Raw genomic sequence first — 26,337 nt, 5'->3', positions numbered from 1 at the left:
GGAATGCGTATCTGGCAGGTTGGGAACGCCTTCGTCATGACGTCCGGTCGAGTGCTGGCGTTCCGGGCACTCCGGTTGCGGTCGGATAATGGCAGCGGGATAATTCCCGGGCCGACGTGGTCAATCCATCTTTCCCCCTTCGTCCTCCCGTTCTTTTTAGGACGCATTTCAAAGCCATCATGACCGACGCTCAAGATCCGAAATCGCCGCAGCCGCCGTCCCAGCCCGAATCCGACAAGAGCAAGCTCACTTCCCCGTCCCCGACGACTGCGACAACGCAGTCCTCCACACCTGAATCCGCGAAAGCTGCCGGGGCTTCGACCGATGCTTCCACGGGCTCGCCCGCGGATTCGCCGGCGACCCGCGCATCGGACTACGTGGAACCCGCCACCCCGGCGACTCCCCGTCCGACCGCTAAGCCCGTTGCCGGGACCGCTGAAGGGTCTTCGGGCATGCCGCCGAATCCCGACACGCTGACGCGCCCCGCGCCGCCGTCCGATGCCGCCGCTTCGGCGGACGCGCAGGCGGAAACGCCTGCTGCGAAGCCCACAACGCACGCGTCGGCCGCAGCCGTGGCGTCCGACAGCAACCCGATTGGCGCATCTGCGCCGAAATCGGGTGACGATGTGAAGGCCGCTGGTGTGGGCAGCGCTGGCGGCAACATCGGTGAGGCGGGTACGACCGCCGGTGCCGGTGGTGGTGCGGGAGGCGGTGGTGGAGGCGGTGGTGGAGGCGATGGCGGTGGTGAACCGCCGCATCAACCGGCCTTCGGTTCGAGTGCGCCGCGCCCGGGCAGCCCTGCCTCGATGGGCGGTCAGCCGTCCTATTTGCAGGCAGGCGACTCGCCGTGGTCGGTGCTGCGTCGCATCATGTCGGCGCGTTTTCGTGCGTGGTACGACCGCGCGGGACAACGCATCACCCAGCGCACGCTGAAAATCGGTATCTCGGCGCGTATCTTCCACCCGGAACCCGGCTCGAAAGGTCTGCGCAGCAAAACGTTGCAATACCTGGAAGAGTCGATTGCCCACTGGGTGATGTCCCGCGACGTGCTCGTCTTCATGATTCCGACGGTCGACACGCAGGGGTTGCTGCACCCGAGCCACATTCGTCTGCACGATTACGCGAAGCATCTGGACGGTCTGGTCCTGCAGGGCGGCGCCGACGTTTCGCCGCTGACCTATTCGGAAGTGGCGACGCGTCACGAATGGCAGGGCGACCGCATGCGCGACATGTACGAACTTGAGCTGCTGCATGAGTTCGTGGAGCAGGGCAAGCCGATTCTCGGCGTGTGTCGTGGTTGCCAACTGATCAACGTGGCCTTCGGCGGCACGCTGCATCAGGACATTGCGACGGACTTGCCGCAAGCGATCCCGCACGTGACTGAAACGTACGAACACAACCGTCACACGCTGACCTTCCCGGAAGGTTCTTCGCTCGCGCAGATGCTGGCGCCGGTCGACGTGCCGATCGTCAACTCGATTCACCATCAGTCGGTGAAGACGCTGGGCCGCGATCTGAGCGTGGAAGCGGTGTGTGCGGAAGACGGTGTGGTCGAAGCGATTCGCTACCGCAAGGCGCCGTTCGTGATGGGCCTGCAATGGCACCCGGAATTCCATCGCGCGGGTGGCCCGGAGTTTCTCGACTGCACGCCGGTGCTGGATAACTTCCTGCGCGCGGCGCGCGAGACGCGCTTCTGATCGATTCACCGCACCATAAAAAAATGGCAGCCCGAGGGCTGCCATTTTCGTGTCAGGAACACCGGATCACTGCCCCGGTGTTCACGCCGCCTTGATTAGAAGCGGTGACGGATACCCGTGCCGACGACGGTTTGCGAGCTGGTCGACGACATACCGCCGGCAGCGCCGACACCGGCTGCGAGGCCAGTACCTTCGTTGTCGGAGATGTGCTGGTACGAACCCGTCAGGTACACATCGGTGCGCTTCGACAGACGGTAGTCAGCTTGCAGCGTCACGGTGTGGAACTTCGGCTTCTTGTCCGTCGAATCTTGCTTGGCCATCGTGTACGTGTACGCGGCCGACAGCGAGACTGCCGGGGTCAGCATGTAGCGACCGTTGACTTCGAAGTTGTCGAACTTCAGGCCGTCGTTGGCGAACGACACAGCGGTGTTGTTGTAGTTCAGGCCCGTCAGACCTTGCAGTTGGGTGTGGGTGTACACCAGGCCGACCGTTGCCGGGCCGAAGGCGTAGTTACCACCGATACCCCAAACGCGTTGCTTCGACGATTGGAAGATCGAATCGCCGCCGGTCGACGTGTCGACAGCGCCGCTACCGTTATTGTTACCCGGATTGCCTTGACGCTCCAAGTAAGCAGCAGCCACCGTCAGCGGGCCGTTTGCGTAGTTCACGCCGGCGCTGAATGCACGGTTGTTGGCGAAGTCGCCAGCCTTGTTCGAGAAGCCATACAGGCCGCCGAACGTCAGGCCGTTGTAGTTGGCGCTCGAGTACTTGACCGAGTTGTTAACACGGAACGAGTTGTTCGTGTTGTCGTTGTCATACGGGTGCGAGGCGATCGTGCCGCCGAACGACGAACCGTTCAGGGTCAGCGGTGCCAAGTAGTCAACCACGGAGTCGTACTGACGACCGATGGTCACAGCGCCGAAACGATCGTTCTGCAGGCCGACGAAGGCTTGACGACCGAACATGCGGTTGTTTTGGCCCAGGCTACCGTTGTTGATCGAGAAACCGTTTTCCAGCACGAAGATGGCCTTGTTACCGCCACCCAGGTCTTCCGAGCCCTTCAGGCCCCAACGGCTGCCGTTGACCAGACCGCTCGTTGCACGGAAGTTCTTCGAACCCGATGCACCGACCGTGTTCGTCGAATTGCTCGTGTAAGCGACGCCGGCGTCGATCAAGCCGTACAGGGTGACGCTGCTTTGAGCGTGCGCGGTCATCGAGAACGCGCCGACAACGGCCGCGGCAAGAAGAGTTTTTTTCATGGTTTAAGCTCCAGTAACGTGACACGAATCGCAGAATTCGCGTGTAAACAGAACGCGGCGAAACAGAACATGTCGAGGTGACGATGCGTCACTCGCGGACCCGAACAGCTATCGGCACTGCTCTGTTGACAGGGGGCAGTGTATGAGTCACCGCAACTCCCGCCTATTTCAGAATCCGCAAGAATCTATTTCAGATATGAAAAGAATCTGCGAGACACGTCCTAAAGCATTGCCTGACAAGGGATTGGCTTGATTAAGCGTAGGTGAGAAATCGCCATGCAAGCGATGTGTGTTGCGCTTGGGACACAGTGTGATGTGCAGAAGAAAGCGCGCGAGAAGCGTTGCCAGCATTGAATTTGCGCGCGACACGCATGATCGGATTTGGTTCCGTGAGTGTGTGAGCATGTCGCATGGATGATTGCGCACGCCTCGCATCGAACCATCGCATGTTGTGACAGTCATCGTCTCGCGCATCGATGACGAGATGTTTCACCTCATCACTTCATCACGACGATCGCGCGTGTCGTTTCTCGTCATGTTGGATGGCTGCCATGTGGCTGTCATCTATGACGCGTACGCGCGCGCAATGAGATAAATCTGAGACGTTGGCAAGCGCACGAAAGCGTCGCGTGCCGAAAAGTGCTTTATTTATGGGGTTTTACGGACTATTGCGAGTCGCCGAATAATTCATTGCGTCGAATGATGACAATGATTTCGGGATGCAGACCTATACTACGTTCCGCGAGAAGTAGACTTTTGCGTTGAGTGAAAAGTCTCCAAACCTTGGCGCGGCCTCATCGGCCGCGCTTTTTTTTGCCCGCGAATTTCAGCGTACTGGCGCAGGTGTCGTCAGGCGTAATAGCCGGTGGTGAGGGCTTCGCCGCAATCTCGCACGTGGGGAATGCTCAACTGCTTGAGCTTGCGATACAACGACGCACGGCAGAAGCCGAGCGTGCGCGCGGCGGCGGAAATGTTCCAGCGATGTTGGGCGAGCGCTTGCAGAATGCGTTCGCGTTCGGCGTCGTGATGAGCGTCATGCGTGAGGGATTCCGCATGCAGTGCGACCGCCTTCGATGCAGCGCTCACATCCTTCGCATCCTTGCCTTCCCCAAGTTCCTTCGTGCGCAACACGTCGTCACGAGATAACGCTTGCGTCATCCGCATCGACGTTGCCGAGTGCAGCGCGCCGGCTTGCAGACACTCCGGCGGCAAATCGCTCGCGCACAGCACGTCGTCGCCCATCACGGCGCACGCATAACGCAACGCGGCGCGCATCTGACGCAGATTGCCCGGCCATTGATGTGAGAGCAGACGTGAGAGCGCATCCGGCGACACGCGCGAGAGTGCCTGATCGACGCGCAGCCCGGGCCACTCGTCGCACAGCATGCGCGCAATCAATTCAGTCTTGTCGTCGCGCTCACGCAGCGTGGGCAGTGTGAGCACGCCGACCGCGATCCGGTAATAGAGGTCTTCGCGAAACGTGCCTTGCGCGACCGCACTCGCGAGATCCTGATGGGTCGCGCAGATCAGTTGCACATCGACCGGGACCGGCTGGCTTGCGCCCAGCGGTGTGACCTCGCGCTCCGAGAGCACGCGCAGCAAGCGCGTTTGCAACGCATGCGGCATGTCGCCGATCTCATCGAGAAACAGCGTGCCGCCGTCGGCCTGTTGCAGTTTTCCTTTCATGCCGCCGGGCAATGCGCCCGAAAATGCGCCGCGCTGGTATCCGAACAATTCGCTCTCGACCAGATGTTCCGGCAGCGATGCCGTGTTGATCGCGACGAAGGCCTGCGCGCGACGTTCGCTGTACGCATGCAATGCACGCGCGAGAAATTCCTTGCCGGTGCCCGTCTCGCCGAGAATCAGCACCGGCAGACCGCGGTCAACGAAGCGCTTGCCGCGCGCGAGCAGATCGCGCATGCGGGCGTCGGTGCCGCACAGGTCGTCGATGTCGAGGTAGTCGGGGCGCAAATGCCGGGCATGCATCGGTGCCGGGCGGGCGGGGGCGGCCGCAGGCACACGTACGATGCGCTCGGCGAGCGCGGCAAAGTTGTTGAAGGCGGTGTTGACGTTGTTGACGGTGCCGACAGCACCGACGGTATTCGCATTGGCGGCGCCGAGGGGGCTGGCGTGGCCGACAGGTCGAGCGGGGGCGTGCGCTACGGCTAGGTGAGCGGGCATGACTTGTCTCCTTCTCGTATTGGTACGAAAGGGGCGCCGTCGGTGGCTTGTGGCCTGGCGATTCCTGACGTCTCTTTATGTCGCGACCGGCTCGGGTGGCCAACCGCCAATGCAGGATACGACCGCTGAGTCATAACATCCAATACAATATTGATGCGCCAATAATACCTTTGGGGTATCAAATGATCGAATTGCGCCATTTCCAGTACTTTGTCGTGCTCGCGCAGACGCTTCACTTCGGCCGCGCGGCCCAGCAACTGCATATCTCGCAGCCGCCGCTATCGCGTCAGATCGCGTTGATGGAGGCCGAGCTGGGCGTGCAACTGTTCGAGCGCACGAATCGCAGCGTGCGGCTCACACGGGCCGGCACGCGCTTCTATCAGGACGCGGTGGAAATCCTCAATTCGGTCGACCGGGCGCGGCGCAATGTCGTGGCGGCCAGCCGAGGGGAGGACGGTGCGATCACCGTCGGCTTCATGATGTCGTCGGCCTACAACATCCTGCCGGCGCTTACCCGGACGTACGCCGCTGCGTATTCACGCGTCGACATGAAGCTGGCGGAAACGCTGCCGAATCTGCTCGCGGAGTCGGTGCGGGCCGGGCAGACGGACGTCGGCATCATGTACCGCCCGGAGGATCTGACCGGGCTGGATACGGCGACGGTGTTTCGCGAGGAGATGGTGGCGGTCATTCCGCGCACGCACCCGCTCGCGAAGGTGCGCGTGCTCGACGCCGAGCATCTCGCCGAAGAATCGTTCGTGAGCATTCCGCGCGAGATCGCGCCGCTCGTGTACGACCTGATCGTCACGCATTGCCGGCGCTCGGGCTTTTCGCCGCACATTCGTCTCGAGACCAACTTGCAGCAGACGATCATCAACCTCGTCGGAGAGGGTCTTGGCGTGGCCATGGTGCCGATGTCGATGAGCAGTGCCAGTGCTTCGGGCAACGCCGTGTTCAAGCCGCTCAGGAACGCGCCTGTGGCCGAGGTGGCGCTGCTGTGGAGCCGGGACAACCACAACCCCTGCGTGGCAACGTTCGTGGAGAACGCGCGCAGTGTGTGGCGGGAGATGCAGCGCGCGCCGGGCGCGCGGCTGGTGCCCGATCTGCCGGACACCAGCCTGCGCTGAGCGCGTCATGCGTTGGGGGGGAATGATGGGGGGGGACCTTGAGACGAGGAAAGCCGGGGCGCGAGCGCGCCGTCAGATTTCCAGAATCCCGGCGGCCACGAAGCCGCCGTCGACCGGCAGAATGTGGCCGGTCACATACGAGGCGTCGTCCGACGCCAGAAAGCTCACCGCACCGGCGATTTCGTTCGGCTGTCCGTAGCGCCCCAGCGGGGTCGTCTCGGTATAGTGACGACGCGAGATGTCCGAGTGCAGCACCTTGGTCAGCGGCGTGTCGATCGGCCCCGGCGCAATGCCGTTCGCCGTGATGCCGAACGGCGCGAGTTCGATCGCCATCTGACGCGTCAGCCCGATCACCGCCGCCTTCGACGTGCCGTAAGCCGTGCGACCCGCGCTGGCCAGAATCCCTGCGACCGATGCCAGGTTGACGATGCGCCCCCAGCGCTGCTCGCGCATGAGCCGCGCGGCGTGCTGTCCGCACAGCAGCGTGCCCGTGAGGTTCACGGCCATGACCTGATGCCAGTGTTCGAGTGGATAGTCCAGGAACGGAAACGTCTTGGCGATGCCCGCATTGTTGACGAGCACGTCGCACCGTCCGTACCGTTTCGCTACCTGCGCAAAGCCGTCGGCGATCGACGCTTCCTCACCCACGTTCATCCCCAGCGCCCACGCGCGGCCACCCGCTGCGCTGAGCGCTGCGGCCGTCTCCGTTGCCGCGCCTTCGTTCAGATCGGCCACGACCACGGTCATGCCATCCTTGATCAATCGTTCGCAGATGGCGGCACCAATGCCCATGCCGCCGCCCGTGACTACTGCTACCTTCTCCGTCATGCTATGGACTCCTAAATTTACTGGCAGTTACAGCTCGGGCTCCACCGCCTGCTTAAGCGGCGGAGCCCGTCGGTGATATCGCGAAACCGTTAAGGGGTTGGCGTTACTTCAGGAAACCGATCGAGATCCAGGGGATGAAGACCACGATGAGCAGCGCGATGAGCAGCGCCCCCATGTATGTCCACATCCGGTTGAAGACCTTGTCGGGCGATGTCTTGCCGATGGCGCAGGCGGCATAGAAGCCGACACCGAGCGGCGGGGCGAACAGGCCCATGCCCATCGACAGGATCACGACCATGGCGTAATGCACGTCGTGAATGCCGAGCGAGCGCGCGACCGGGAACAGGAGCGGCCCGAACAGCACGATGGCGGGAATGCCTTCGAGCACGCTGCCGAGCACGATGAACACGACCATCGAGATGAGCAGGAAGCCGACCTGTCCGCCCGGCACGCCATGCATCAGGCCGACGAGCTTGGCCGAGAAGCCGGATTGCGTGAGCGCCCATGCCATCGCGGTGGCCATGCCGATGATCAGCAGGATCGCGCCGGACAGGGCCGCGGTCTCGGTGAGCAGCGGATAGAGGCGCTTGAAGTTCAGATGCTTCTTGAAGGCGTGGACGATCAGGCCGATCACGATGGTGTACGCGATGCCGATGGTCGACACTTCCGTGGCCGTTGCCGCGCCTTCGATCACTGCCGTACGGATGAGGATCGGCAGCGCCAGCGCGGGCAGCGCAATGATGAAGGTCTTGCCGATCACGCTCCACGGTGCACGACGCGCGGCGTTGGGCGCTTCCTTGCGCGAGCGGGCGAAGCACACCACGACGATGGCCAGTGTGGCGATCACGGCAGGCAGCAGGCCACCGACGAACAGGGCGGTGATCGACACGCCGCACACGGCGCCGATGGTGATGAGCACGAGGCTCGGCGGGATCGTCTCGGTCATCGCGCCGGTGGCGGACAACAGGGCGACGAGGTCTTCCTGTTTCGAGCCGCGTCGCTGCATCTCAGGGAACAGCGCCGGGGCGACGGCGGCCATGTCGGCTGCCTTGGAACCGGAGATGCCCGATACCAGGAACATCGCCCCGAGCAGCACGTACTGAAGGCCGCCGCGCACGTGGCCGAGCAGCGAGGCCATGAATTCGATCAGGCTGCGCGCCAGTCCGCTCATTTCGATGAGCGCGCCGAGCAGCACGAACAGCGGTACCGACAGCAGCACGAGCCCGGACATGCCTTCGTCCATGCGGCTCACGACGATCTGCAACGGGGCATCGGTCACGAGCGCGAGATAAGCGAGGGTCGCCGTGCCGAACGCGAAGGCGATCGGAATGCCGCCTGCCACGCACGCGCCCACGATCAGCACGAAGAAGATGAGCAGGTTGTAGTTGCCCATGGCGATGAGCGCGGGGCGTCCGAGCCAGAGCGCGGCGCCGAGTGCGGCGACGAACAGCACGCCGAGCCCGAACTGACGCAGGCTGGAGCAGCGCGCCATGCGCGAGATCGCCGCGATGAGCATCAGCGCGGCGCCCACCGGCAGCGCTGCTGCACGCAGGCCGTCGGGAATCTCGAGGGCGGGCGTGGTGATGTCCATCTGTTCGATCGCATGCGTGTACGCCGGCATGATGATCAGCGCGACGAACACGCACACGGTCAGCGCGGCCATGGTCTGGAACCAGTCGCGCCATGCAGCGGGAAGTTTGTTGACGATGGCGGACAGGCGCATGTGTTCGCCCCGGTCGAGGGCGAGCACGGCGCCGAGCATCGACAGCCAGATGAAAAGGATCTGCGCAAGCTCATCCGACCACGTGAGCGGATTGTCGAACCCGTAACGCGAGACAACGCCCGCGAGCAGGATGAGAGTTTCCGCCACCACCAGCAGCACGGCAGCCGCTTCGGTGACTTTCATCACCGCGCGGTTGACGTGGCAGAAGAGGCGGGCGAGCGCGTGCGTCGGCTCGGCCGTCATCGTCAACGTTTCCATTTACGCGAGCTTCCCTGTGTACTTTTCCAGCATGGCCCATGCTTCGTCGCCGAACTTCTTGTGCCATTCGGCATAGAAGCCCGCGGCGCGCAGCTTTTCGCGGAACTGCTCGTTGTTCGGTGCATTGAACACGAGACCCTTCTGCTTGAGCTCGGCCGTCACGCCTTCGTTGAGCTTGCGCACGTCCTCACGCTGGGCGACGGCGGCGGCATTCACGTTGGCGGTCACGATGTCCTGCAGGTCCTTCGGCAGCTTGTCCCACTTCTGCTTGTTGGCGAGGAACCAGAAGCCGTCCCACATGTGGTTCGTCATCGACACGTACTTCTGCACTTCGTAGAGCTTGGCCGTGGTCAGCAGCGCCAGCGGGTTTTCCTGCGCTTCGACGATGTGCGTCTGCAAGGCGGAATAGACCTCGGCGAAGTTGATCGACGTGGGCGACGAATCGAACGCGCGGAACATCGACGTCCACAGCGGGCTCGTCGGCACGCGAATCTTCAGACCCTTCAGATCGTTCGGCGAGTTGATCGGACGGCTGCTCGTGGTGATCTGGCGATAACCGTTTTCCCAGATCTTGTCGAAGGCGAACACCGTGGTCTTCGCGATCTGACCGCGCACGTGCGCGCCAAGACCGCCGTCCATGGCCGCCCACACCTGGCTGTAATCCTTGAACGCGAAACCCACGCCCGAGATCTGCGCGGCCGGTACGAGCGTGCCGAGAATCAGCGGCGAAAGCGTGAAGTAATCGATTGCGCCGGAGCGGATCTGGCTCAGCATGTCGCTGTCCGAGCCGAGCTGGTTGTTCGGATAGATCTGGAAGTCGATACGTCCCTTCGACTGCTCCGCGATCTTCTGCGCCATCTCCTTGGCGCGGATGTTCATCGGATGGCTGACGGGCAGGTTGTTGGCGAACTTCAGGGTGAATTCGGCGGCGTGGGCCTGCGTCTGATACAACCCCGTGGCGGCGGCTGCCGATGTGGCGGCCACGACTTTGATGAAGTGGCGACGATCCATGGTGCTCATACTGCATGTCTCCTATTTATAGGTTTGGTGACTGCGTCTGATGCGCAAGACGTGTGAGGTTGATCGCCTCGCAACGTCCCGGCCAACTCGACTGGCGATGCGCAAATTCATCGATTCGCGTCATCTGCCGGACATTCGGCTCGCAAGTGGCTGGGTCATCTTACGCAAATCGAATGCCAGTTCGGGCCCTGAACGGGAAAACCCTTACGTTGTTAAGCATCAGTGAAATCCCGCGTGGCGTGTCGGCATCCTTTCGTCATGCGCAACAAGGCTTCGCGGCGAACTGGCACGATGACGCGCGTTTGCTGCATGTGCGAACAGCGCCGGGACGCCCCGGCGACCGGGGTGTGACACCTGTCGCATTTCGCCAATGCCTTGCGACACCTGTCGCATGCCCGGCCACGCGCGGTGCGACAGGTGTCGCATCGATATCGGCCCGGCGATTTCTGTTGCGGCACAGCAAAATTTCCGCGTATTACAAGCCTTGGCGATTTTCAAATTTCACTTGATGCGGCGACAAATCCCGCTTTACGCTTGCGTCAATTGCGAATGCGCCAAAAGCGCGTGAGACGGATGGAACTCGCAACGACGACTGACCGAGCCGTCGATGTCGCAGACCTGGCCCTGTGCGGCCCGCGCGCAGACACGCGGCAGAGGTCTGGCATCGAAATTGCTCACCGGAGTCTGGATGACCCCATTTTTCCGGAGACACTTCATGGTTGCTGCATGCCTTACCGGCTGGGCCCACTCCCAGTTCGGCAAACTCGATAACGTCGATGCCGAAGTTCTGCTGGCCGACGTCGCACAAGCTGCTCTCGACGACGCGGGCCTTTCGCCCGAACAGATCGACTCGATTCACGTCGGCACTTTCAATGGCGGGTTCCTGTATCAGGACTTCCCGTCGTCGCTCATCTTCAACCGGATTCCCGGGCTGCGCTTCAAACCGGCCACGCGCTACGAAAACGCCTGCGCGACGGGCTCGGCTGCTGTGCATGGCGGGCTGCAATCGATCGAAGCAGGCAAGGCCACGCACGTGCTGGTGATCGGCTTCGAGAAGATGACCGAACTCGCTACGCCGCAAGTCGGCGAAGTGCTGCTCAAGTGTTCGTATGCGCGTGAGGAAGCCGGTATTCCCGGTGGCTTCGCCGGTGTGTTCGGCACGATCGCGCAGACGTACTTCGACCGTTACGGCGACCAGTCCGACGCCCTCGCCCAGATCGCCGCGAAGAACCATCGCAACGGCTCGGTCAATCCGTACGCGCACATGCGCCGCGATTTCGGTTACGACTTCTGCCGCAACGTCTCCGAGAAGAACCCGTTCGTGGCGGGTCCGCTCAAGCGCACCGACTGCTCGATGGTGTCCGACGGCGCGGCCGCCCTCGTGATCTCGAAGGCCGATGTGGCGCGCGCCATGCCCAAGGCGGTCGGCTTCCGTGCGGCGGTACAGGTCAACGATTACCTGCCGCTCTCGCGTCGCGATCCGCTGGCGTTCGAAGGCGGTCAGCACGCGTGGCGTCAGGCGCTGGGTGTCGCGGGCGTGTCGTTGAAGGACCTTTCGCTGGTCGAGACCCACGACTGCTTCACCATCGCCGAGCTGATCGAGTACGAAGCGATGGGGCTGGCCAAGCCGGGGCAGGGCGCGAGCGTGCTGGCCGAAGGGCTGACGCAAAAAGACGGCCTGCTGCCGGTCAACCCGTCGGGCGGTCTCAAGGCGAAGGGTCACCCGGTGGGTGCCACGGGCGTGTCGATGCACGTCATGGCGGCGATGCAACTCACGGGCACGGCCGGCGAGATGCAGATTCCGGGAGCGAAGCTCGCAGGCGTCTTCAATATGGGCGGCGCGGCGGTGGCGAACTACGTGAGCATTCTCGAAGCACGCTGAGTGCATACAGGAGACGAGAGATGCTCAAGAAGGTCATGAACCTCGGCCGACTACTGGCCGACGTCGCCCGCCGTCATCCGGACGAACCCGGTCTGATCGTGGGCGACAAGATCACCACGTGGGGCGAGATCGACGCCCGCGTGAACGCTGCCGTCGATGCCCTGCGCAAGCTCGGCGTCGGAAAAGGCGACAAGCTGCTGGTGCATTCGCGTAACAACCTGCCGATCTTCGAGAGCGCGTGGATCGCGTTTCGTCTGGGCGCGGTGTGGGTGCCGACGAACTTTCGTATCACCGCCCCGGAGGCCGCGTATCTCGGGCAGTCGAGCGGTGCCTGCGCCATGATCTACGACGCAGGATTCGAAGGTCACGTCGATGCCGTGCGCGCCGCCTCGCCGGCGTTGCGTCATGTGATCGCACTGGGCGCGCCGCGCGAAGGCGAACTGCATTACGAGACGCTGGTGGCCGAGCATCTCGGCGCGCCCGGTTTCGAGGAAGAGGTCGAGTACGAGGACCCGCTGTGGTTCTTCTACACGTCCGGCACGACGGGGCATCCGAAGGCCGGCGTGCTCTCGCACGGGCAGATGGCGTTCGTCGTCACCAACCATCTGGCGGATCTGATGCCGGGCATCACGTATCGCAGCCGCTCGATGGTCGTGGCGCCGCTCTCGCATGGCGCGGGCATTCACGCCATCGTCAATACGGCGCGAGGCGCGGCGAGCGTGTTGCTGCCGGGCGAGAAGATGGACGCAGCGCAGGTCTGGCAGGCGGTCGAGCGTCACCGTGTCGACAACATGTTCACGGTGCCGACCATCGTCAAGATGCTGGTCGAAGATCCGGCAGTGGACGAGTACGACCATAGCTCGCTGCGCTTTGTGATCTACGCGGGCGCACCGATGTATCGCGCCGATCAGAAGTATGCGTTGCAGAAGCTGGGTCGCGTGCTGGTGCAGTACTACGGGCTGGGCGAGGTGACGGGCAACATCACGGTGCTGCCGCCGTGGCTGCATAGCGACGACGATGACGCCCCGGACGCCCGCGTGGGCACTTGCGGTCTGCCGCGCACGGGCATGGAGGTGGCGATTCTCGACGAGCAGGGGCAGCGTCAGCCGGCGTTCGCGTCGGGGGAGATCTGCGTGCGCGGGCCGGCCGTCTTCATGGGGTATCACAACAATCCGGACGCCAACGCCAAGGCGTTCAAGGACGACTGGTTCCACACCGGCGACCTCGGTCATGTGGATGCGCAGGGCTTCCTGTACATCACGGGTCGGGCGTCGGACATGTATATCTCGGGCGGCTCGAACGTCTATCCGCGCGAGATCGAGGAAGCGTTGCTGACACACCCGTGCGTCTCCGAGTGTGCCGTGCTCGGCGTGCCCGACCCCAAGTGGGGAGAGAGCGGGCTCGCGGTGGTGGTCGCCCGGGAAGGCATGGCCGCACAGGCCGATGAACTGCTCGGACATCTCGAAGCGCGTATTGCCCGCTACAAGTGGCCGCGCCGCTTCGTATTCTGGAGTGCCATGCCCAAATCGGGCTACGGCAAAATCGTGAAAAAGCAAATCAAGACGATGCTCGAAGAGCAAGGAGACTATCGACTATGAAACCTGCGCTTTCACGGGTCTATCAGCATGCAGGCGTCCCCACGTTACCCCGTGTGGAAGACTGCGTGTTGAGCGGGCAGCACGAACTGCGCGTGACGATCCGGTCTGGTGCGAATCTCGGCGAGTCCTTACGCGCGGCGTTATCCCGCTATGCGTACGGTGGCGGCGTCGGGCGTTTCTGTGCGGGTACCGCGCGAGGGCTGCGGTATCACATGATCGAGAACACGACAGACGTGGAGCGTCCCTTCGGGTACGGCGCGCCGGTCGACGAGATGCGCGAGGTCGATCTGATCGGCGGCGCGATCACCGTCGGTCGCACGGCTGACGGCGCCACGCTGCTGCATTGCCATGCGGGGTTCTCCGACCCGTCCGGCGAGTTGCACGGCGGGCATCTGATCCTCGATCACACCTGGGCCGGGGACGAGCCGGTGGTGATTCGTCTGTGTCTGTTCGAGCATGGCGGATACGTGACGGGCGACGACGAGGAGACGCGGTTTCATCTGCTGCGTCCGGTGGTGGGAGATTTCTCATGAGCGTCGCACTGGATGTTCCGGTCGCCATCGAGAGCGGCACGCTGGGTCGGTTGGTGGTGGCGCGCCTGAAGCCGAATCAGGATCTGACGGAAAGCATCGAGGCGCTGTGTGCCGAGCATGCCATCTCACGCGCCATCGTGCGGGGGGCCGTCGGCAGTCTGATCGACGCACGACTGGCGTTCCGTGCGGGTGACGGCTGGCGCGAGCAAGTGGTGAACGGCCCCGGCGTGGAGATCCTCAACGTGTTCGGCGAGGTCGATGCCCGGCCCGGTGCGGCGAACGCGCTGCCCATGCTGCATGGCATGGTGGCCGACACCAACGGGCGCATGTTCGCGGGTCGCTTCGTTCGCGGTGGCAACCTGTCGTTCATCACCATCGAAGTGACGCTGCAGGAGTGGTTGCCGGCCTGACGCCGCAACGACAGACAGATCGTCGGTATACGTGAAAGCGCATGGGGAGTCTTCGGACTCCCCATTTGCGTTGGTTGGCACTGGTGGGCCTGGTCGGTACTAGTCGCCGCTGCGGAGGAACGACTCGATGGCGTTCACCAACGCGAGCGGCGTCTCGTTCATCGGATAGTGACCGGCGTTGCGCATCACCTCGACGCTCGCTCGCGCGTAGCGCTTTCCATAGGTCTGTGCCATCAGTTCGGCGGTAAACACCGGATCGTGCTCACCGACGAGCGCTTTGACGGGCACATTGGCGTGGATCTCGTTGCTGAAGTCGGTATCGGCCCATGCCGGGAAATACGCGGCGAAGGCCTGTGACGACGAACCTGTCGCGGAGGCGTTGACCTTCCAGTCGATCCACGACGATGGCAGACGGTTGCCGGTGCTGCGGTCGATGATGGCCTTGCGGGCATCGAGCGAGGTGGCGGCGCTCTCGAACAGCGCGCGACGGGCGGCGTCGAACGCCACACCGCCACAGGGCACCGGCGCGACGGCGACGAGCTTGCGAACGCGGTGCGGAACGAGTGCGGCGACCTTCTCGATCGCCATGCCGCCCATCGAATGACCGATCAGGCTGAACGTCGTGAAGTCGAGCGAATCGGCGAGGGCGATGGCGTCCGTGGCGATCTCGGTCATGGTGTGCTCGCCCGCAACGTCCAGCATGCCGCCATAGCCGCGATAGTCCATGAAGACGTAGCTGAAGTCGCTTTGCGAGAGCCACGGCTCGCAGGCGGCGAACGAGCGGGCGTCGCCGAACCAGCCGTGCAGCGCGAGGATGGCGTGCGGGCCGTGGCCGACGCGATGAAACGTGTTGGGTTTGCGATCTGTCATGTCGAATCCTTCGGGGCATCGGGAATTGTCCGGACGCTCATCGTAGCCACGGCGGAGATTGCCCACCGTCGATGACGGGTCAATCACTGTAGAATCCAGGCCATGCGAAATACGTTGATCGATCCCTACGAGCATTTGCCGCGCAGCGTCGTCGTCACGGCCAACGACTACCCGGCCGGGCTCACCTTCCCGCAACACGCGCATGCGCGCGGGCAGTTCGCGTTCGCGTCGCGCGGCATGATTACGGTGTCGACGCCGCAGGGGCGATGGTTCGTGCCGCCGCAGCGTGCCTGCTGGGTGCCCGCGCAGGTTTCGCACGACATGACGATGACCGGCCCGGTGACGATGCTCAACACGTTCGTCACGCCCGAAGCGTCGCGGTCGGCGGGTTTGCCGGACCGATGCTGTGTCTATGGCGTCTCACCGCTGCTTCGTCAGTTGCTGGACGACGCCATCGACTTGCCGCCGCTGTACGACGAGCAGGCGCGCGACGGCAAGCTCATGGCGTTGCTGCTCGCCGAGATCGCGGTGATGCCGCGTCTGTCGCTACATGCGCCGTTGCCAACCGACGCCGAGCTGGCGCGGGTGTGTCGGGACGTATTCGCGGCACCGTCGATGACGTTGGAACTGGATACCGTCGCGGCGATGGCGTCGATGAGCCGCCGCACGTTCACGCGCCGCTTTCGCGAGGCGACGGGGGTGAGCTTTGCGCAATGGCGCCAGCAGGTGTGTCTGCTGGCAGCGGTCGAGCGGCTGAGCGACGGACAGCCGGTCACGCGTGTCGCACTGGATCTCGGCTACGGCAGTCCGAGCGCGTTCACGGCCGCGTTTCGCCGGGTGCTTGGCGAGCCGCCGAGTCGCTATCTTGCGCTTGCATAGCGCGGCGCATCGTGCGGTGAGGGTGTTCACGCACGGGTGAGGCGTGCGACGTCCCAACGAAAAAGGGGCGCCATCGAGGCGCCCCTTTTGCTTTGCGTGCGGTACTGGCTGCGATGCCTTATGCCACCGTCGGTTGCACGAGTCCGTCTTCACGGAACATGTGCTTGATGCCGCGCACGGCTTGCCGGATACGCGACTCGTTTTCGATCAGCGCGAAGCGCACGTACTCGTCGCCATACTCACCGAAGCCGATGCCGGGCGAGACCGATACCTTGGCTTGCGCGAGCAGCTTCTTGGCGAACTCCAGCGAGCCAAGCGCGCGATACGGTTCCGGAATGCGCGCCCAGATGTACATCGACGCCTTCGGCAGATCGACCGTCCAGCCTGCTTCCGTCAGGCCCTTGTAGAGCACGTCGCGGCGGCGCTGGTATTGCTCGCGAATCTCTTCGACGCATGTCTGATCGCCTTCGAGTGCGGCGATGGCGGCGACCTGAACCGGCGTGAACGTGCCGTAATCGTGATAGCTCTTGATGCGCGCGAGTGCGGCGACCAGTTCGGCGTTGCCGACCATGAAGCCGATGCGCCAGCCGGCCATGTTGTAGCTCTTCGACAGCGTGAAGAACTCGACGGCGACGTCCTGCGCGCCGGACACCTGCATGATCGACGGCGCCTTGTAGCCGTCATAGACGATGTCGGCATAGGCCAGATCGTGCACCACGAGAATGTCGTGCTTGCGTGCCAGATCGACGACCCGCTCGAAGAATTCGAGTTCGACGCACTGCGCCGTGGGGTTCGACGGGAAGCCGAGAATCACCATCTTCGGCTTCGGATGACTCTCGCGAATGCCGCGTTCGAGTTCGGTGAAGAAGTCGATGCCGGGCGTCATCGGCACGGAGCGGATGTTGGCGCCGGCGATCACCGCACCGTAGATGTGAATCGGGTACGACGGGTTCGGCACGAGCACCGTGTCGCCCTGATCCAGCGTGGCGAGCATCAGGTGCGCGAGGCCTTCCTTCGAGCCGATGGTGACGATCGCTTCGCGCTCGGGGTCGAGTTCGACGTCGTAGCGATCCTTGTACCAGCGGGTGATGGCGCGACGCAGGCGGGGAATGCCGCGCGAGGTCGAATAGCCGTGCGTGTCGGGGCGTTGTGCGACTTCGACGAGCTTGCTGACGATATGCGGCGGTGTGGCCCCGTCGGGATTGCCCATCGACAGATCGATGATGTCCTCGCCACGACGGCGCGCCGCCATCTTCAGCTCGGCGGTGATGTTGAAAACGTACGGGGGAAGACGATTGATGCGCGCAAAGCTGCGCGAGCCCTGAGAGCTGGACATGAGAAATCCTGGAACGTAAGCGCCCGGAACCGTCCGAGCGACGCCGGTGTGCTGGCCACACCGTGACGGCGAATGTAGCGCGACGGCGATCGCTTAGGCAAGCGATTTTTGCAGCGCGTTGCAGAGGGGACGTCGGGTAAGATGGGCGCCCGTGTGTTGGCAAGTCCGAAGCAAAGGAGGGGCGATGGCGTATCTGTACCTGCTGGTGGCAATCGTGGCGGAGGTGATCGCGACGTCTGCACTGAAGGCGTCTGAGGGTTTTACGCGGGTCGGTCCGGTCGCGCTGGTCGTGGCGGGTTACGGCATCGCGTTCTACATGCTCTCGCTCACGCTGCGCACGATCCCCGTGGGCATTGCCTATGCGATGTGGTCGGGGCTGGGCATCGTGCTCATTTCCATCGCGTCACGGGTGTTGTTCGGACAGAAGCTCGATGCGCCGGCCATGCTCGGCATGGCGCTGATCATCGCCGGCGTGCTGGTGATGAATCTCTGGTCGAAGACGTCGGCGCACTGACATCGTGTTCCGCTTCGGCGAGCACCGCCTTGAGTGCAGAGATGCAGGTATCGATCTCTGTACGTTCGATGACGAGCGGCGGCGCGAGACGCAGCACGGTCGAGCGCGTCTCCTTGGCGAGCACCCGACGGCGCAGCATGCGCATCGACAGATCGTGCGCATCGGCGCGCGCCGGATCGATCTCTATGCCTGCCCAGAGGCCGCGTCCCCGCACTTCCCGAATGAGCGGCGAGTGAATCGCGTGCAGACGCGAGAGCAGATATTCCCCCATTTCCGCACTTCTGCCCGGCAGGTCTTCGTCGGCCATGACGTCGAGCGCTTCGAGCGCGACGGTGGCGGCGAGCGCATTGCCGCCGAACGTCGAACCGTGGCTGCCGGGTTCGAACAGGTCGATGATGTCGCGCCGCGCGACGAAGGCCGACACCGGCAGCAAGCCGCCGCCCAGCGCTTTGCCGAGCATGATGCCGTCCGGCACGATGCCTTCGTGCTGATAGGCGAACCATCGGCCTGTGCGTCCCAGGCCGGACTGGATTTCGTCGAGCAGCATCAGCACATTCTGCTCGGTGCAGAGTTGGCGCAGCCCGCGCAGAAAGCCGTCGGGCGGCACGACGATGCCGCCTTCGCCCTGAATCGTCTCGAACAGTACGGCGCAGGTGTTGGGCGTAATGGCGGCGCGCACGGCGTCGATATCGCCGTAGGGCACGCGCACGAAGCCGGGCGCGAACGGGCCGAAGTCGGCGCGATAGGCGGGCTCGGAAGAGAAGCCGACGATGGTGGTGGTGCGTCCGTGGAAGTTGCCGTCGGCGACGATGATTTCGGCTTTCTCGGCAGGAATGCGTTTGACGCTGTATCCCCAGCGTCGCGCGGCCTTGATGGCCGTCTCCACGGCTTCCGCGCCTGTGTTCATGGGCAGGGCGCCGCCAAGCGTCGTGAGGTCGCAGAGGCGTTCGAGAAAGGCGCCCAGCCGGTCGGTGTAGAAGGCGCGGGAGACGACGGCGAGTCGCTGCGCCTGCGCGGTAAGTGCGGCGACCAGACGCGGATGCGCGTGGCCATGACTGACGGCGGAATAGGCGCTCATCATGTCGAGGTAGCGATTGCCCTCGACGTCCCAGACCCAGACACCTTTGGCGTGCGAGAGCACGACGGGCAGGGGAGCATAGTTGTGCGCACCAAAGCGTTGTTCGCGTTCGATCTCGTTCATGAGCGCGTTCCTCCACGTCTGAAGTCTAGATGCGAACGCGCTGGCACGCAAAGGGGGAGAACTCCCGAAGGGCCTCGCATGAATTTGGCATGCACGTGCGCTATAATCGCCGATTACCCGGATGTGACGCATTACGTCGTGTCCGGGCCTCTCCGGCAGCGATATCAGATCGCCGCCAGCATGTCGCAAGCGCACTGCCCATAGCTCAGTTGGATAGAGCATCGGCCTTCTAAGCCGACGGTCGGGGGTTCGAATCCCTCTGGGCAGGCCAATCACGGCAAGACTTCCCACAAACGTTGCGATCACGCCTCCCGGTGTTGACGCGCGGTGAAATCCCGGTGACATCGATACGCCGACGCGCGTTGCAGATACCGCTATACCAGCGGATTTTTGCTGTCGATGCGTATAATCTAGGAACAAAAATCATCGGCCCGCGCTGTGCGTATCGCGTTGAAGTCCGTTCGTTTTCTTCGCGCGTCGTCTGTGTCCAGGTCTCGACTCCAACCAACATGTCCAAAGCCTCCCGTTCACCTCGCGCCGCACCGAAGCCTACCGAAAGCACGAGTGAAGAGATCTACGAGCGCATCTACCTAGCCCTGCTGGAGCATCGGCTCACGCCCGGCACCAAGCTTGCCGAAGAGCGGCTGGCGGCCATCTTCAATGCCAATCGTGCGCGTGTCAGAGATGCCCTGAGCAAGCTGGCGTACGAACAGATTGTCGAGGTCTATCCGAAGAAGGGCTGGTTCGTGGCGAAGCCATCGGTGGATCAGGCGCGCGATGTGTTTGAGGCGCGCCGCGTCATCGAACCGGCGGTCATGCGGCGTCTGGCGCAGGAGATGGACGACGAGAAGCTGGCGGCGCTTCAGGCGCATCTGCGCAAGGAGATGGACGCGCGCGAGTCAGGCGACAAACGCGCCGTCATTCGTCTGTCGGGGGAGTTTCATAATCTGGCGGCGTCGCTCGCCGGTAATTCATCGTTCATCCGCAGCCTTCGCGAATTGTCCACGCTGACCTGCCTGGTGATTCTGGTGTACAACGCGCCGGTCGTGGAGAGCTGCCGTGCCGACGAACACGAACGCATCGTCAAGGCGCTTGCCGCGAACGATGGCGAGACGGCGGCCACGATCATTCTCGAACATCTGAGCCATGTCGAGCATTCGCTCGATCTCGGCGCGGCGTCGGAAGAAGCCGATCTGGAAGCGATTTTCGGCAGTGCTGCCTGACGGCAGCGGTCCCCACGGTCCCCGGTTACGGCAACGCCGTCGGCCAGGGACAGGCGCCGACGGCGTTGCGCGAGAACCGCGGCTAAGGGTTCCGACGCCTCAGACGGAAGGCGACGGGACGCTCGCCTTCGGCGGGAGCGCGAACTTCAGTGACCCATACAGCAGCGAGGCCGTCACGGCAGTGATGGGGCCGGAGAAGTCGGCAATCGCGCCACCCCATTCCATGATCGTGATCCCGCAGGCCGTCGAAACCGCCCAGGCGGCAATGCCCGGGAAATTGAACGACGACTGCGAACTGTCTTCCCACTCCTGCGTGAATGATCCCTGCGACCCCTGTGCCCCTTGAGAATGGCGCGTGGCGACGATATGCATGACGGCGATCGACACCCATGCCACCACGATCACTCCCTGATAAGCCAGTGCCTGCAAGATGTATTCAAAGACATTGAGCAGCATGAGCAGGTAGATCAGCACCCCGATGACCGTGGCGCAGACGAAGCGCGGCAGCTTTAGCGAGAATATCGTCTGAAGCAGCGACTGGAGATTGACCGCAGCCAGATAGAAATTGGCCGTGTTGATCCGCGTCTGGCTGACCCATACGAAGAACAGACCGCCCACGCCCATGAGCTTCAGGATGGCGAAAACGACCGACAGTTCCGACACCTTGTCGCCGGACGACAGGCTGCCCACGAGGAAAATGCCGACCAGCCCGTTCACGAAGAACGTGAAGAAGTAGAACGGCCATCCGAAGTTCAGGCGTGCGTGATACTTGACGTCGCGCTTCTTGCCGAAGCGAGCGTAATCGAAGGTGAACATCATCATGATCCACACACCCATCAGATACGCGAAGGATGAAAACCATCCGAATCGCGAAGGGTGTGCCGGGCCGAGATGAAGCCACTGGGTCGTCAGGCCCACGTCGTAGATGGTCAGCGCCGTTGCGGTGACCAGCCCGATCAGATAGAACGGCAGCAAGACGCCGTTGAACTTGTCGAGCCATTTCTGAACGCTGCCGAATACCAGAAGGACGCTGTACACGACCACGAACAGATTCATCACCTTTTGCGGCACGGCGGGAACGAACGAGTGCAGTGCAATGCTGATCACCGACCCTTCGAACAGCCCGTAGTACGTGGCGCAGGCAAAGAAGATGAGTGTCGCCAGTGCCGCGCCGGACCGGCCGAACAGAATCCGCGAGAACAGCGCGACGGACAGTCCGGAGTTGATCGCGTATCTGGCGATGATGCCGTTGACGATGCTGTAGCAAATGACCGTCAGGCCAAGGCCGATCAGGGCGTTGACCGTACCGAAGTTGATGGCCATCGTCGCCGAGAACACCAGCCAGCACATCGAACTGCATGCGGCCCACCACGCCATTGTCAGCGGGCCTTTGTTCATCCGTTGGTCTTCAGGGATCGGGCGATCGGCGAAATCGCTGTTTTGTTCTTCATTGGAAGGCTGCAAGTTCATTTGTCACCTGCTTCATAAAGTGAGGTTCGCTCCTCCAATGTCGACCAGATGCAAGGTTGCGGCCTTAACGATCATGGCGATCGGAATGATCGAGATGATTGAAACGGCCGAACCTTGCACCATGCCGCTAGCCCGAGCGAATCCTGAGCTAACTACGGAACCGTCGTATGCCTTGGCAACGACGCAGCTACTTGACGGCAACGGCCGGCGCTTCGGAGAGCGCGTGGTAACGACGGCCGAAGTAGATCAGCCCGTGCGCGGCCGACGAACAAAGCCCGACGGCAAGGACGCTCGCGATGATGATCGAGTGCGTGCCGACCTCCGAGACCTCCTTGATTTGGCAGTCGAACGACACGACAGCGTTGCGCAGGATCGGCGCACCGGTCGCGAGCGTGGTCCACTCGGCTTTCTCGAAACGTTCGGGAATGGATAACGCACCGACGCCGGCGAAGGTGTCTGCCAGATGCTGCTGATGACCCGACAGGCTGTTCACGCAGAACACGCCGTTCTGTTTGAGCGGCAAGTTCTGCAGGCTCGAGCGATTCATACACAGCAGCAGGGTTGGCGGCGTATCGCTGACACTGCATACCGCGGACGCCGTAAAACCGAGTTTTCCGGCAGGCCCGTCCGACGTAATCACGTTCACGGCAGCGCCGAGCCGGGACATGCCGTCGCGGAACTGCTGTCGTGAGAGATCGCCTTCGTAAGTGGAAGTGTCCATTGCGTCTCCGCGCCTGTCAGGCCTGATAGCGCTCGACGAATGCCTGTGCCTGTTGCGGGCAAAGCAAGGTGTCGAGCATGCGATCCGGGCGAGCGAATCCGTTGAACAGCGCATCGCCTGCGTCGAGATTCTGTGCCGCCGTGGCAATCACGCTGGCGCCGGCCGAGTCGAACGGTTCCAGGAAGTGATGGTTGAACTTGTAGGCTGCACGGCCATAGTTTTCCCAGAGGTCGTCGTTGATCTGCGTCAGCCACTGTTCCGTCACGGGATGCTCGCCTCGCGCCACGATGACTTCGGCAAGGAAGTTGGCGCTGCGATTGGCGAACTGTCCGCCCTGTCCGCAGACCGGGTCGAACGTGATCGCCGTGTCACCGACCGGAATCACGTAGCCGCCGGACGGCATCTTGGCGAACGCCTGACGCACGGTGGGCGAGAATCGGCCGACCAGCCATGCGTGCGGGTCGCCTTCGACGTAGGTCATGTCGTCGGCAATATGCGCTTCCCACGGTGCCGTATCCCGGATGATGTCGCACGCGGCCTTGACCACATCCTGTCCGGTCTTGCAGTCGCCGAAGCGATCCATCATGCCGCCCGGGCGAGCTTCGAGCAGGATGGCAAACGAGGCGCCGGCGGTCTTGTGCTCGTAAGGCACCCAGAAGTACTCGCCCACATCGCCATACTGATTGAACTTGACCGGCACGTACGGCACCCGATCCGAGAACCATTCGGTGTGCTTGCCCGACTTGCTCTGAACCACGGCCATGGCGAGGTTGCGCTGCGGACGGTCGTAGACGGCGCGTTCCGCGTGGCGCGGGATGCATGCCGCGAGGTCGGCCTTGCCTGCGGCCAGCACGGTGAGGTCGTGCGTGGCGGCGATCTCGTCCATGCGCTCAAGCGTCACGCTCTCGATGACCAGCTTGCCGCCACGGCTTTCCAGATCTTCCAGCCAGCGGCTTACGCGCATACGCTGATCGATTGCCGCTCCACGACGACCGTACTCGGTGCGTCCCTGCACTGCCGTACGCGGACCGCCCACCGTCGCGAGGGTGTCGAGCAGGAAGCCATGCCCACGGAAAGACTTGTCCGACCAGTGATCCATGCCCAGCGAGCGTTCGATCTCGATCACTTCGTCGTACAGGTACGCCGAACCCGTGGGCTTGGAGTGATTCAACCATTGATCGGGGGACCGATCCGAATAGAGCGTGACGTCGTAGTTCGATTTGAGCAGCGCGTAAGCCAGAATGCATCCTGCGGGACCAGCACCAATAATCGCAATCTTCTTCATTAATTCATCTCCATTGTCGTCTTGATGAAACGGTTGACGGCCGTTGCGTCGGGCTTTCGAAACCCTGACGAGGCGTCGTAGCAAGCACTCAAACTATTCGTTCGTTCAGCCTCCTGTGGTGGTGCTCTGTTGTCGCAACCAGGCGGCGTAGCGTTCGATGCCTGCCTCCAGGCTGACTTGCGGGGAGTAGCCCAGATCCCGTTGCGCCGCCGAAATGTCGAACAACCCTTGACTCTCGTCCAGGCAATCGGGGCCCGCCTGTAACTGGATATCCGCTTCGGGGACGACGGCGCGCACGATCTCCGCGATCTGGCTGAACGTGACGCGCGATCCGCCGGTGATGTTGTAGGTGCGACGCGGCAGCGTTGGCGCATCGAGTGCGCGGATCAAGCCGTTGGCGGCGTCGTCGATGTGGATGAACTGGCGGTGAAAGTCGCTACCGAACGGCATGCGGGTCGGGCGGCGGTGAAGGGCGTCGGTCAGCATCGTGCGGATGACGCAGTCCGTCGTGCGGCGCGGGCCGTACACCCACGAAATGCGCGCGCTCACGCCATCGACGCCGTACTGTTTCGCGTAACTCTCGACGAGGTATTCGGACGCGACCTTGCTCGCGCCATAGAGGCTTTCCGGCTTCAGCGGCGAGTCTTCGCCGATACGGCCGCCCTCGGGAAGCGCGATGTGTCCGTAGGCGCTCGTCGACGAGCAGAAGACAAACCGTCGCGCCTGATGAATCCGCGCGATCTCCAGCATGTTCGCGGTGCCGACGATGTTGACCTGCACCATCGAATAAGGCTCGTCGCGCGCCACCATGGGCCCGGAGTAAGCGCCGCAATGGATGATGGCCGAGACGCCCTTGCGGGTCAGTTCATGAAGGCGATGGATCTCGGTGAGGTCGCATCGAATCACGTCCAGTCCATCGATGCTGTGTCCACCGGTTCTGTCGATGGCAATGACATCGTCTCCTCTGTCTTTGAGCTTGCGCGCGACTGCGGCACCCAGCAGTCCCGCAGCGCCGGTCACAACAATGGTCTCGGCTTTCGAATTCGTCATCGTCTGTCCTTTGAGTTTGTCTCTCTCTTACTGAATGGCTGCCCCGCATGCAGGCTAGATCATGTAAACAGTGTTGTTAACAATATATTTATTTTCAACTGAGAAAAAATTCTGGTTTACGATTATGTTGTTGTTTACATCAATGTAAACATGTTTCGATATTTGACGTACACTCCTTCCATGAGACGGCGAGGCGTTTGCCGGGGCCGCGCGAGGGCTGGAAAGATCACGAGATTGCGTGTGTTTCGTCCAGCGGCAAACGCAGTCGATGTACGGAACGGAGTGATCGGAATGAAAGTGAGTCGTGGCATTTCGACATTTGCCGAGGGGCGAGCAAAGGCCCGATGCGGCCTTGTCATTGGCAACTTCGATGGCGTGCATCGGGGGCACCAGTCGGTGCTCTGGCATGCTCGCGTCGCAACGGCGAGGCTGGGGATCGCGCTGGTCGTGCTGACGTTCAACCGGCATCCCAAAGCGGTGCTCACGCCGGCGTGTGCGCCTTCGGAGATTCTTCCGGTACGCGAGAAGCTGCTGGCGCTGGAAACGTGCGACGTCGATCACGTCGTGCTGCAACCCTTCACCACGGCGTTCGCGAGTCTGACGCCGGAGGCGTTCATCGAGGACGTGCTGGTCGGCGCCCTGAACATTGCCTGGTTGCAGGTGAGCAAGGACTTCCGGTTCGGTGCAAAGCGGGCGGGAGACTTCGCGCTTCTGGCAAAGGCCGGCGAGCAGCATTCGTTTACCGTGAGCCGGAGCGACACGGTGCTGGACCGGGGGGTACCCATTTCCAGTTCGACGATCCGTCAGGTCCTGGGCCGGGGAGACATGCGCGAAGCGGAGCGCTTGCTGGGGCGGGACCTTGCGTTTGCCGGCACGGTCCTGGCCGCAGCCGGCGCGCGTGACGGCAAGCGATGGTTGCGCGTCAGGGTTGGCTATGTTCGCCCGAGTCTGGTCGGGCTATTCAACGCGCAAATCACGTTCAACGACGGGGCGGTCGTTACGGGTGTCGTGGCGTTGAGTGGCGTGCCGGGCGCCACCCATCGGGAAAAGCGCATTGCGGAAATTTTTCTTGACGGTGAAGCGCCGCTGCCGGTCGGCAGGGCGGTTCGCATCCGGATCCTGGCGCCTTGCCGCGCTTTTCCTTCGGACGACACGTGTCTTGCCCACGAGGAAGATGCCATGGAAATGGCCGGACGCAGCGTTTGATCGAGCCGTCAGTGGTCCTGTATTGCGGTTGCAACGCGGTCCTCGCGAATTTTAATTTAGTAATCC

General features: G+C 62.8%; 22 protein-coding genes and 1 tRNA gene. 11 read left to right on the top strand and 12 right to left on the bottom strand.

What is annotated here, in order from left to right:
* The first annotated feature begins 452 nt into the window (after window positions 1-452).
* Window positions 453-1,697 carry a type 1 glutamine amidotransferase gene (locus C5N93_RS09965; protein WP_242559140.1) on the top strand — a complete coding sequence of 415 codons (1,245 nt, stop codon included), beginning with the start codon at window positions 453-455 and terminating at the stop codon, window positions 1,695-1,697.
* A 95-nt stretch (window positions 1,698-1,792) separates the two neighbouring features.
* Here the strand turns inward: C5N93_RS09965 and C5N93_RS09960 are convergent, their stop codons facing one another.
* Window positions 1,793-2,956: a porin gene (locus C5N93_RS09960; protein ID WP_242559139.1), complete on the bottom strand. Its 1,164-nt coding sequence runs from the start codon at window positions 2,954-2,956 to the stop codon at window positions 1,793-1,795.
* 849 nt (window positions 2,957-3,805) lie between these two features.
* Window positions 3,806-5,137, bottom strand: coding sequence for a sigma 54-interacting transcriptional regulator (locus C5N93_RS09955; protein WP_242559138.1), 1,332 nt, complete (start codon window positions 5,135-5,137; stop codon window positions 3,806-3,808).
* A 182-nt stretch (window positions 5,138-5,319) separates the two neighbouring features.
* Here C5N93_RS09955 and C5N93_RS09950 point away from each other — a divergent pair, with 182 nt between their 5' ends.
* The gene (locus C5N93_RS09950; RefSeq protein WP_069341538.1) at window positions 5,320-6,264 is read left to right on the top strand and encodes a LysR family transcriptional regulator; all 945 of its coding nucleotides are present in this window, start codon (window positions 5,320-5,322) and stop codon (window positions 6,262-6,264) included.
* A 72-nt stretch (window positions 6,265-6,336) separates the two neighbouring features.
* Here the strand turns inward: C5N93_RS09950 and C5N93_RS09945 are convergent, their stop codons facing one another.
* The 3 genes from C5N93_RS09945 to C5N93_RS09935 all read right to left on the bottom strand — a co-directional run bounded on the left by C5N93_RS09945 (window position 6,337) and on the right by C5N93_RS09935 (window position 10,093).
* Complete coding sequence (locus C5N93_RS09945) at window positions 6,337-7,092, bottom strand: 3-oxoacyl-ACP reductase family protein (protein ID WP_242559137.1); 756 nt, start codon at window positions 7,090-7,092, stop codon at window positions 6,337-6,339.
* A 103-nt stretch (window positions 7,093-7,195) separates the two neighbouring features.
* Window positions 7,196-9,058 carry a TRAP transporter large permease subunit gene (locus C5N93_RS09940; RefSeq protein WP_242559171.1) on the bottom strand — a complete coding sequence of 621 codons (1,863 nt, stop codon included), beginning with the start codon at window positions 9,056-9,058 and terminating at the stop codon, window positions 7,196-7,198.
* A gap of 15 nt (window positions 9,059-9,073) precedes the next feature.
* On the bottom strand, window positions 9,074-10,093 hold the full coding sequence (locus C5N93_RS09935; RefSeq protein ID WP_242559136.1) for a TRAP transporter substrate-binding protein: 1,020 nt from the start codon (window positions 10,091-10,093) through the stop codon (window positions 9,074-9,076).
* A gap of 715 nt (window positions 10,094-10,808) precedes the next feature.
* Between C5N93_RS09935 and C5N93_RS09930 the strand changes: the two genes are divergently transcribed.
* Genes C5N93_RS09930 through C5N93_RS09915 form a run of 4 tightly spaced genes read left to right on the top strand, consistent with a single transcriptional unit; the run spans window position 10,809 to window position 14,516 of the window.
* Window positions 10,809-11,975, top strand: a complete 1,167-nt coding sequence (locus C5N93_RS09930; protein WP_069341535.1) for an acetyl-CoA acetyltransferase — start codon at window positions 10,809-10,811, stop codon at window positions 11,973-11,975.
* Window positions 11,976-11,995: 20 nt separating this feature from the next.
* The gene (locus C5N93_RS09925; protein ID WP_150719513.1) at window positions 11,996-13,573 is read left to right on the top strand and encodes an acyl-CoA synthetase; all 1,578 of its coding nucleotides are present in this window, start codon (window positions 11,996-11,998) and stop codon (window positions 13,571-13,573) included.
* Window positions 13,570-14,106, top strand: a complete 537-nt coding sequence (locus C5N93_RS09920) for a hypothetical protein (protein WP_242559135.1) — start codon at window positions 13,570-13,572, stop codon at window positions 14,104-14,106. Before C5N93_RS09925 ends, C5N93_RS09920 begins: the two co-directional genes overlap by 4 nt.
* Complete coding sequence (locus tag C5N93_RS09915) at window positions 14,103-14,516, top strand: PPC domain-containing DNA-binding protein (RefSeq protein ID WP_069341532.1); 414 nt, start codon at window positions 14,103-14,105, stop codon at window positions 14,514-14,516. Before C5N93_RS09920 ends, C5N93_RS09915 begins: the two co-directional genes overlap by 4 nt.
* Before the next feature lie 99 nt (window positions 14,517-14,615).
* Here C5N93_RS09915 and C5N93_RS09910 read toward each other — a convergent pair whose 3' ends face one another.
* Window positions 14,616-15,386 (bottom strand): alpha/beta hydrolase, encoded by a 771-nt coding sequence (locus C5N93_RS09910; RefSeq protein ID WP_242559134.1) that lies wholly within the window; start codon window positions 15,384-15,386, stop codon window positions 14,616-14,618.
* A gap of 102 nt (window positions 15,387-15,488) precedes the next feature.
* Between C5N93_RS09910 and C5N93_RS09905 the strand changes: the two genes are divergently transcribed.
* Complete coding sequence (locus C5N93_RS09905) at window positions 15,489-16,265, top strand: helix-turn-helix transcriptional regulator (RefSeq protein WP_242559133.1); 777 nt, start codon at window positions 15,489-15,491, stop codon at window positions 16,263-16,265.
* Between the two features lie 118 nt (window positions 16,266-16,383).
* Here C5N93_RS09905 and alaC read toward each other — a convergent pair whose 3' ends face one another.
* Window positions 16,384-17,601, bottom strand: coding sequence for an alanine transaminase (gene alaC / locus C5N93_RS09900; RefSeq protein WP_242559132.1), 1,218 nt, complete (start codon window positions 17,599-17,601; stop codon window positions 16,384-16,386).
* Window positions 17,602-17,785: 184 nt separating this feature from the next.
* Between alaC and C5N93_RS09895 the strand changes: the two genes are divergently transcribed.
* Entirely contained in the window at window positions 17,786-18,115 is a 330-nt protein-coding gene (locus C5N93_RS09895) for a multidrug efflux SMR transporter (RefSeq protein WP_150719510.1), read from the top strand.
* Here C5N93_RS09895 and rocD read toward each other — a convergent pair.
* Complete coding sequence (gene rocD, locus C5N93_RS09890) at window positions 18,063-19,316, bottom strand: ornithine--oxo-acid transaminase (RefSeq protein WP_242559131.1); 1,254 nt, start codon at window positions 19,314-19,316, stop codon at window positions 18,063-18,065. The genes C5N93_RS09895 and rocD overlap by 53 nt on opposite strands.
* 194 nt (window positions 19,317-19,510) lie before the next feature.
* Here rocD and C5N93_RS09885 point away from each other — a divergent pair.
* Together C5N93_RS09885 and C5N93_RS09880 are read left to right on the top strand one after the other, a co-directional pair.
* A tRNA-Arg gene (locus tag C5N93_RS09885) sits at window positions 19,511-19,587 on the top strand.
* Window positions 19,588-19,825: 238 nt separating this feature from the next.
* Window positions 19,826-20,539 carry a GntR family transcriptional regulator gene (locus C5N93_RS09880; RefSeq protein WP_242559130.1) on the top strand — a complete coding sequence of 238 codons (714 nt, stop codon included), beginning with the start codon at window positions 19,826-19,828 and terminating at the stop codon, window positions 20,537-20,539.
* A gap of 99 nt (window positions 20,540-20,638) precedes the next feature.
* Here the strand turns inward: C5N93_RS09880 and C5N93_RS09875 are convergent, their stop codons facing one another.
* From C5N93_RS09875 to C5N93_RS09860, 4 genes are all read right to left on the bottom strand, one after another.
* Window positions 20,639-22,009 (bottom strand): cytosine permease, encoded by a 1,371-nt coding sequence (locus C5N93_RS09875; protein WP_347403301.1) that lies wholly within the window; start codon window positions 22,007-22,009, stop codon window positions 20,639-20,641.
* 187 nt (window positions 22,010-22,196) lie between these two features.
* Window positions 22,197-22,730, bottom strand: coding sequence for a flavin reductase (locus tag C5N93_RS09870; protein WP_242559128.1), 534 nt, complete (start codon window positions 22,728-22,730; stop codon window positions 22,197-22,199).
* 16 nt (window positions 22,731-22,746) lie between these two features.
* Window positions 22,747-24,015, bottom strand: coding sequence for a styrene monooxygenase/indole monooxygenase family protein (locus tag C5N93_RS09865; protein WP_069341523.1), 1,269 nt, complete (start codon window positions 24,013-24,015; stop codon window positions 22,747-22,749).
* Window positions 24,016-24,120: 105 nt separating this feature from the next.
* A complete protein-coding gene (locus C5N93_RS09860) occupies window positions 24,121-25,065 on the bottom strand; it encodes an NAD(P)-dependent oxidoreductase (protein WP_242559127.1) in 945 nt (314 codons plus the stop codon).
* A gap of 291 nt (window positions 25,066-25,356) precedes the next feature.
* Here C5N93_RS09860 and C5N93_RS09855 point away from each other — a divergent pair, with 291 nt between their 5' ends.
* Window positions 25,357-26,271 (top strand): bifunctional riboflavin kinase/FAD synthetase, encoded by a 915-nt coding sequence (locus C5N93_RS09855; RefSeq protein ID WP_242559126.1) that lies wholly within the window; start codon window positions 25,357-25,359, stop codon window positions 26,269-26,271.
* Window positions 26,272-26,337: the final 66 nt, after the last annotated feature.

Source organism: Pandoraea sp. LA3 (assembly GCF_022696215.1).
GTDB lineage: Bacteria > Pseudomonadota > Gammaproteobacteria > Burkholderiales > Burkholderiaceae > Pandoraea > Pandoraea capi.
Note: the sequence above shows the minus strand (reverse complement) of the source record. Positions and strands in the feature narration are given on the sequence as shown.

What these genes read in the sequence shown, in the direction of transcription:
- C5N93_RS09965 (WP_242559140.1), top strand. Translation starts at nt 453, where the DNA reads ATGCCGCCGAATCCCGACACGCTGACGCGCCCCGCGCCGCCGTCCGAT.
- C5N93_RS09960 (WP_242559139.1), bottom strand. Translation starts at nt 2,956, where the DNA reads ATGAAAAAAACTCTTCTTGCCGCGGCCGTTGTCGGCGCGTTCTCGATG.
- C5N93_RS09955 (WP_242559138.1), bottom strand. Translation starts at nt 5,137, where the DNA reads ATGCCCGCTCACCTAGCCGTAGCGCACGCCCCCGCTCGACCTGTCGGC.
- C5N93_RS09950 (WP_069341538.1), top strand. Translation starts at nt 5,320, where the DNA reads ATGATCGAATTGCGCCATTTCCAGTACTTTGTCGTGCTCGCGCAGACG.
- C5N93_RS09945 (WP_242559137.1), bottom strand. Translation starts at nt 7,092, where the DNA reads ATGACGGAGAAGGTAGCAGTAGTCACGGGCGGCGGCATGGGCATTGGT.
- C5N93_RS09940 (WP_242559171.1), bottom strand. Translation starts at nt 9,058, where the DNA reads ATGACGGCCGAGCCGACGCACGCGCTCGCCCGCCTCTTCTGCCACGTC.
- C5N93_RS09935 (WP_242559136.1), bottom strand. Translation starts at nt 10,093, where the DNA reads ATGAGCACCATGGATCGTCGCCACTTCATCAAAGTCGTGGCCGCCACA.
- C5N93_RS09930 (WP_069341535.1), top strand. Translation starts at nt 10,809, where the DNA reads ATGGTTGCTGCATGCCTTACCGGCTGGGCCCACTCCCAGTTCGGCAAA.
- C5N93_RS09925 (WP_150719513.1), top strand. Translation starts at nt 11,996, where the DNA reads ATGCTCAAGAAGGTCATGAACCTCGGCCGACTACTGGCCGACGTCGCC.
- C5N93_RS09920 (WP_242559135.1), top strand. Translation starts at nt 13,570, where the DNA reads ATGAAACCTGCGCTTTCACGGGTCTATCAGCATGCAGGCGTCCCCACG.
- C5N93_RS09915 (WP_069341532.1), top strand. Translation starts at nt 14,103, where the DNA reads ATGAGCGTCGCACTGGATGTTCCGGTCGCCATCGAGAGCGGCACGCTG.
- C5N93_RS09910 (WP_242559134.1), bottom strand. Translation starts at nt 15,386, where the DNA reads ATGACAGATCGCAAACCCAACACGTTTCATCGCGTCGGCCACGGCCCG.
- C5N93_RS09905 (WP_242559133.1), top strand. Translation starts at nt 15,489, where the DNA reads ATGCGAAATACGTTGATCGATCCCTACGAGCATTTGCCGCGCAGCGTC.
- alaC (WP_242559132.1), bottom strand. Translation starts at nt 17,601, where the DNA reads ATGTCCAGCTCTCAGGGCTCGCGCAGCTTTGCGCGCATCAATCGTCTT.
- C5N93_RS09895 (WP_150719510.1), top strand. Translation starts at nt 17,786, where the DNA reads ATGGCGTATCTGTACCTGCTGGTGGCAATCGTGGCGGAGGTGATCGCG.
- rocD (WP_242559131.1), bottom strand. Translation starts at nt 19,316, where the DNA reads ATGAACGAGATCGAACGCGAACAACGCTTTGGTGCGCACAACTATGCT.
- C5N93_RS09880 (WP_242559130.1), top strand. Translation starts at nt 19,826, where the DNA reads ATGTCCAAAGCCTCCCGTTCACCTCGCGCCGCACCGAAGCCTACCGAA.
- C5N93_RS09875 (WP_347403301.1), bottom strand. Translation starts at nt 22,009, where the DNA reads ATGAACTTGCAGCCTTCCAATGAAGAACAAAACAGCGATTTCGCCGAT.
- C5N93_RS09870 (WP_242559128.1), bottom strand. Translation starts at nt 22,730, where the DNA reads ATGGACACTTCCACTTACGAAGGCGATCTCTCACGACAGCAGTTCCGC.
- C5N93_RS09865 (WP_069341523.1), bottom strand. Translation starts at nt 24,015, where the DNA reads ATGAAGAAGATTGCGATTATTGGTGCTGGTCCCGCAGGATGCATTCTG.
- C5N93_RS09860 (WP_242559127.1), bottom strand. Translation starts at nt 25,065, where the DNA reads ATGACGAATTCGAAAGCCGAGACCATTGTTGTGACCGGCGCTGCGGGA.
- C5N93_RS09855 (WP_242559126.1), top strand. Translation starts at nt 25,357, where the DNA reads ATGAAAGTGAGTCGTGGCATTTCGACATTTGCCGAGGGGCGAGCAAAG.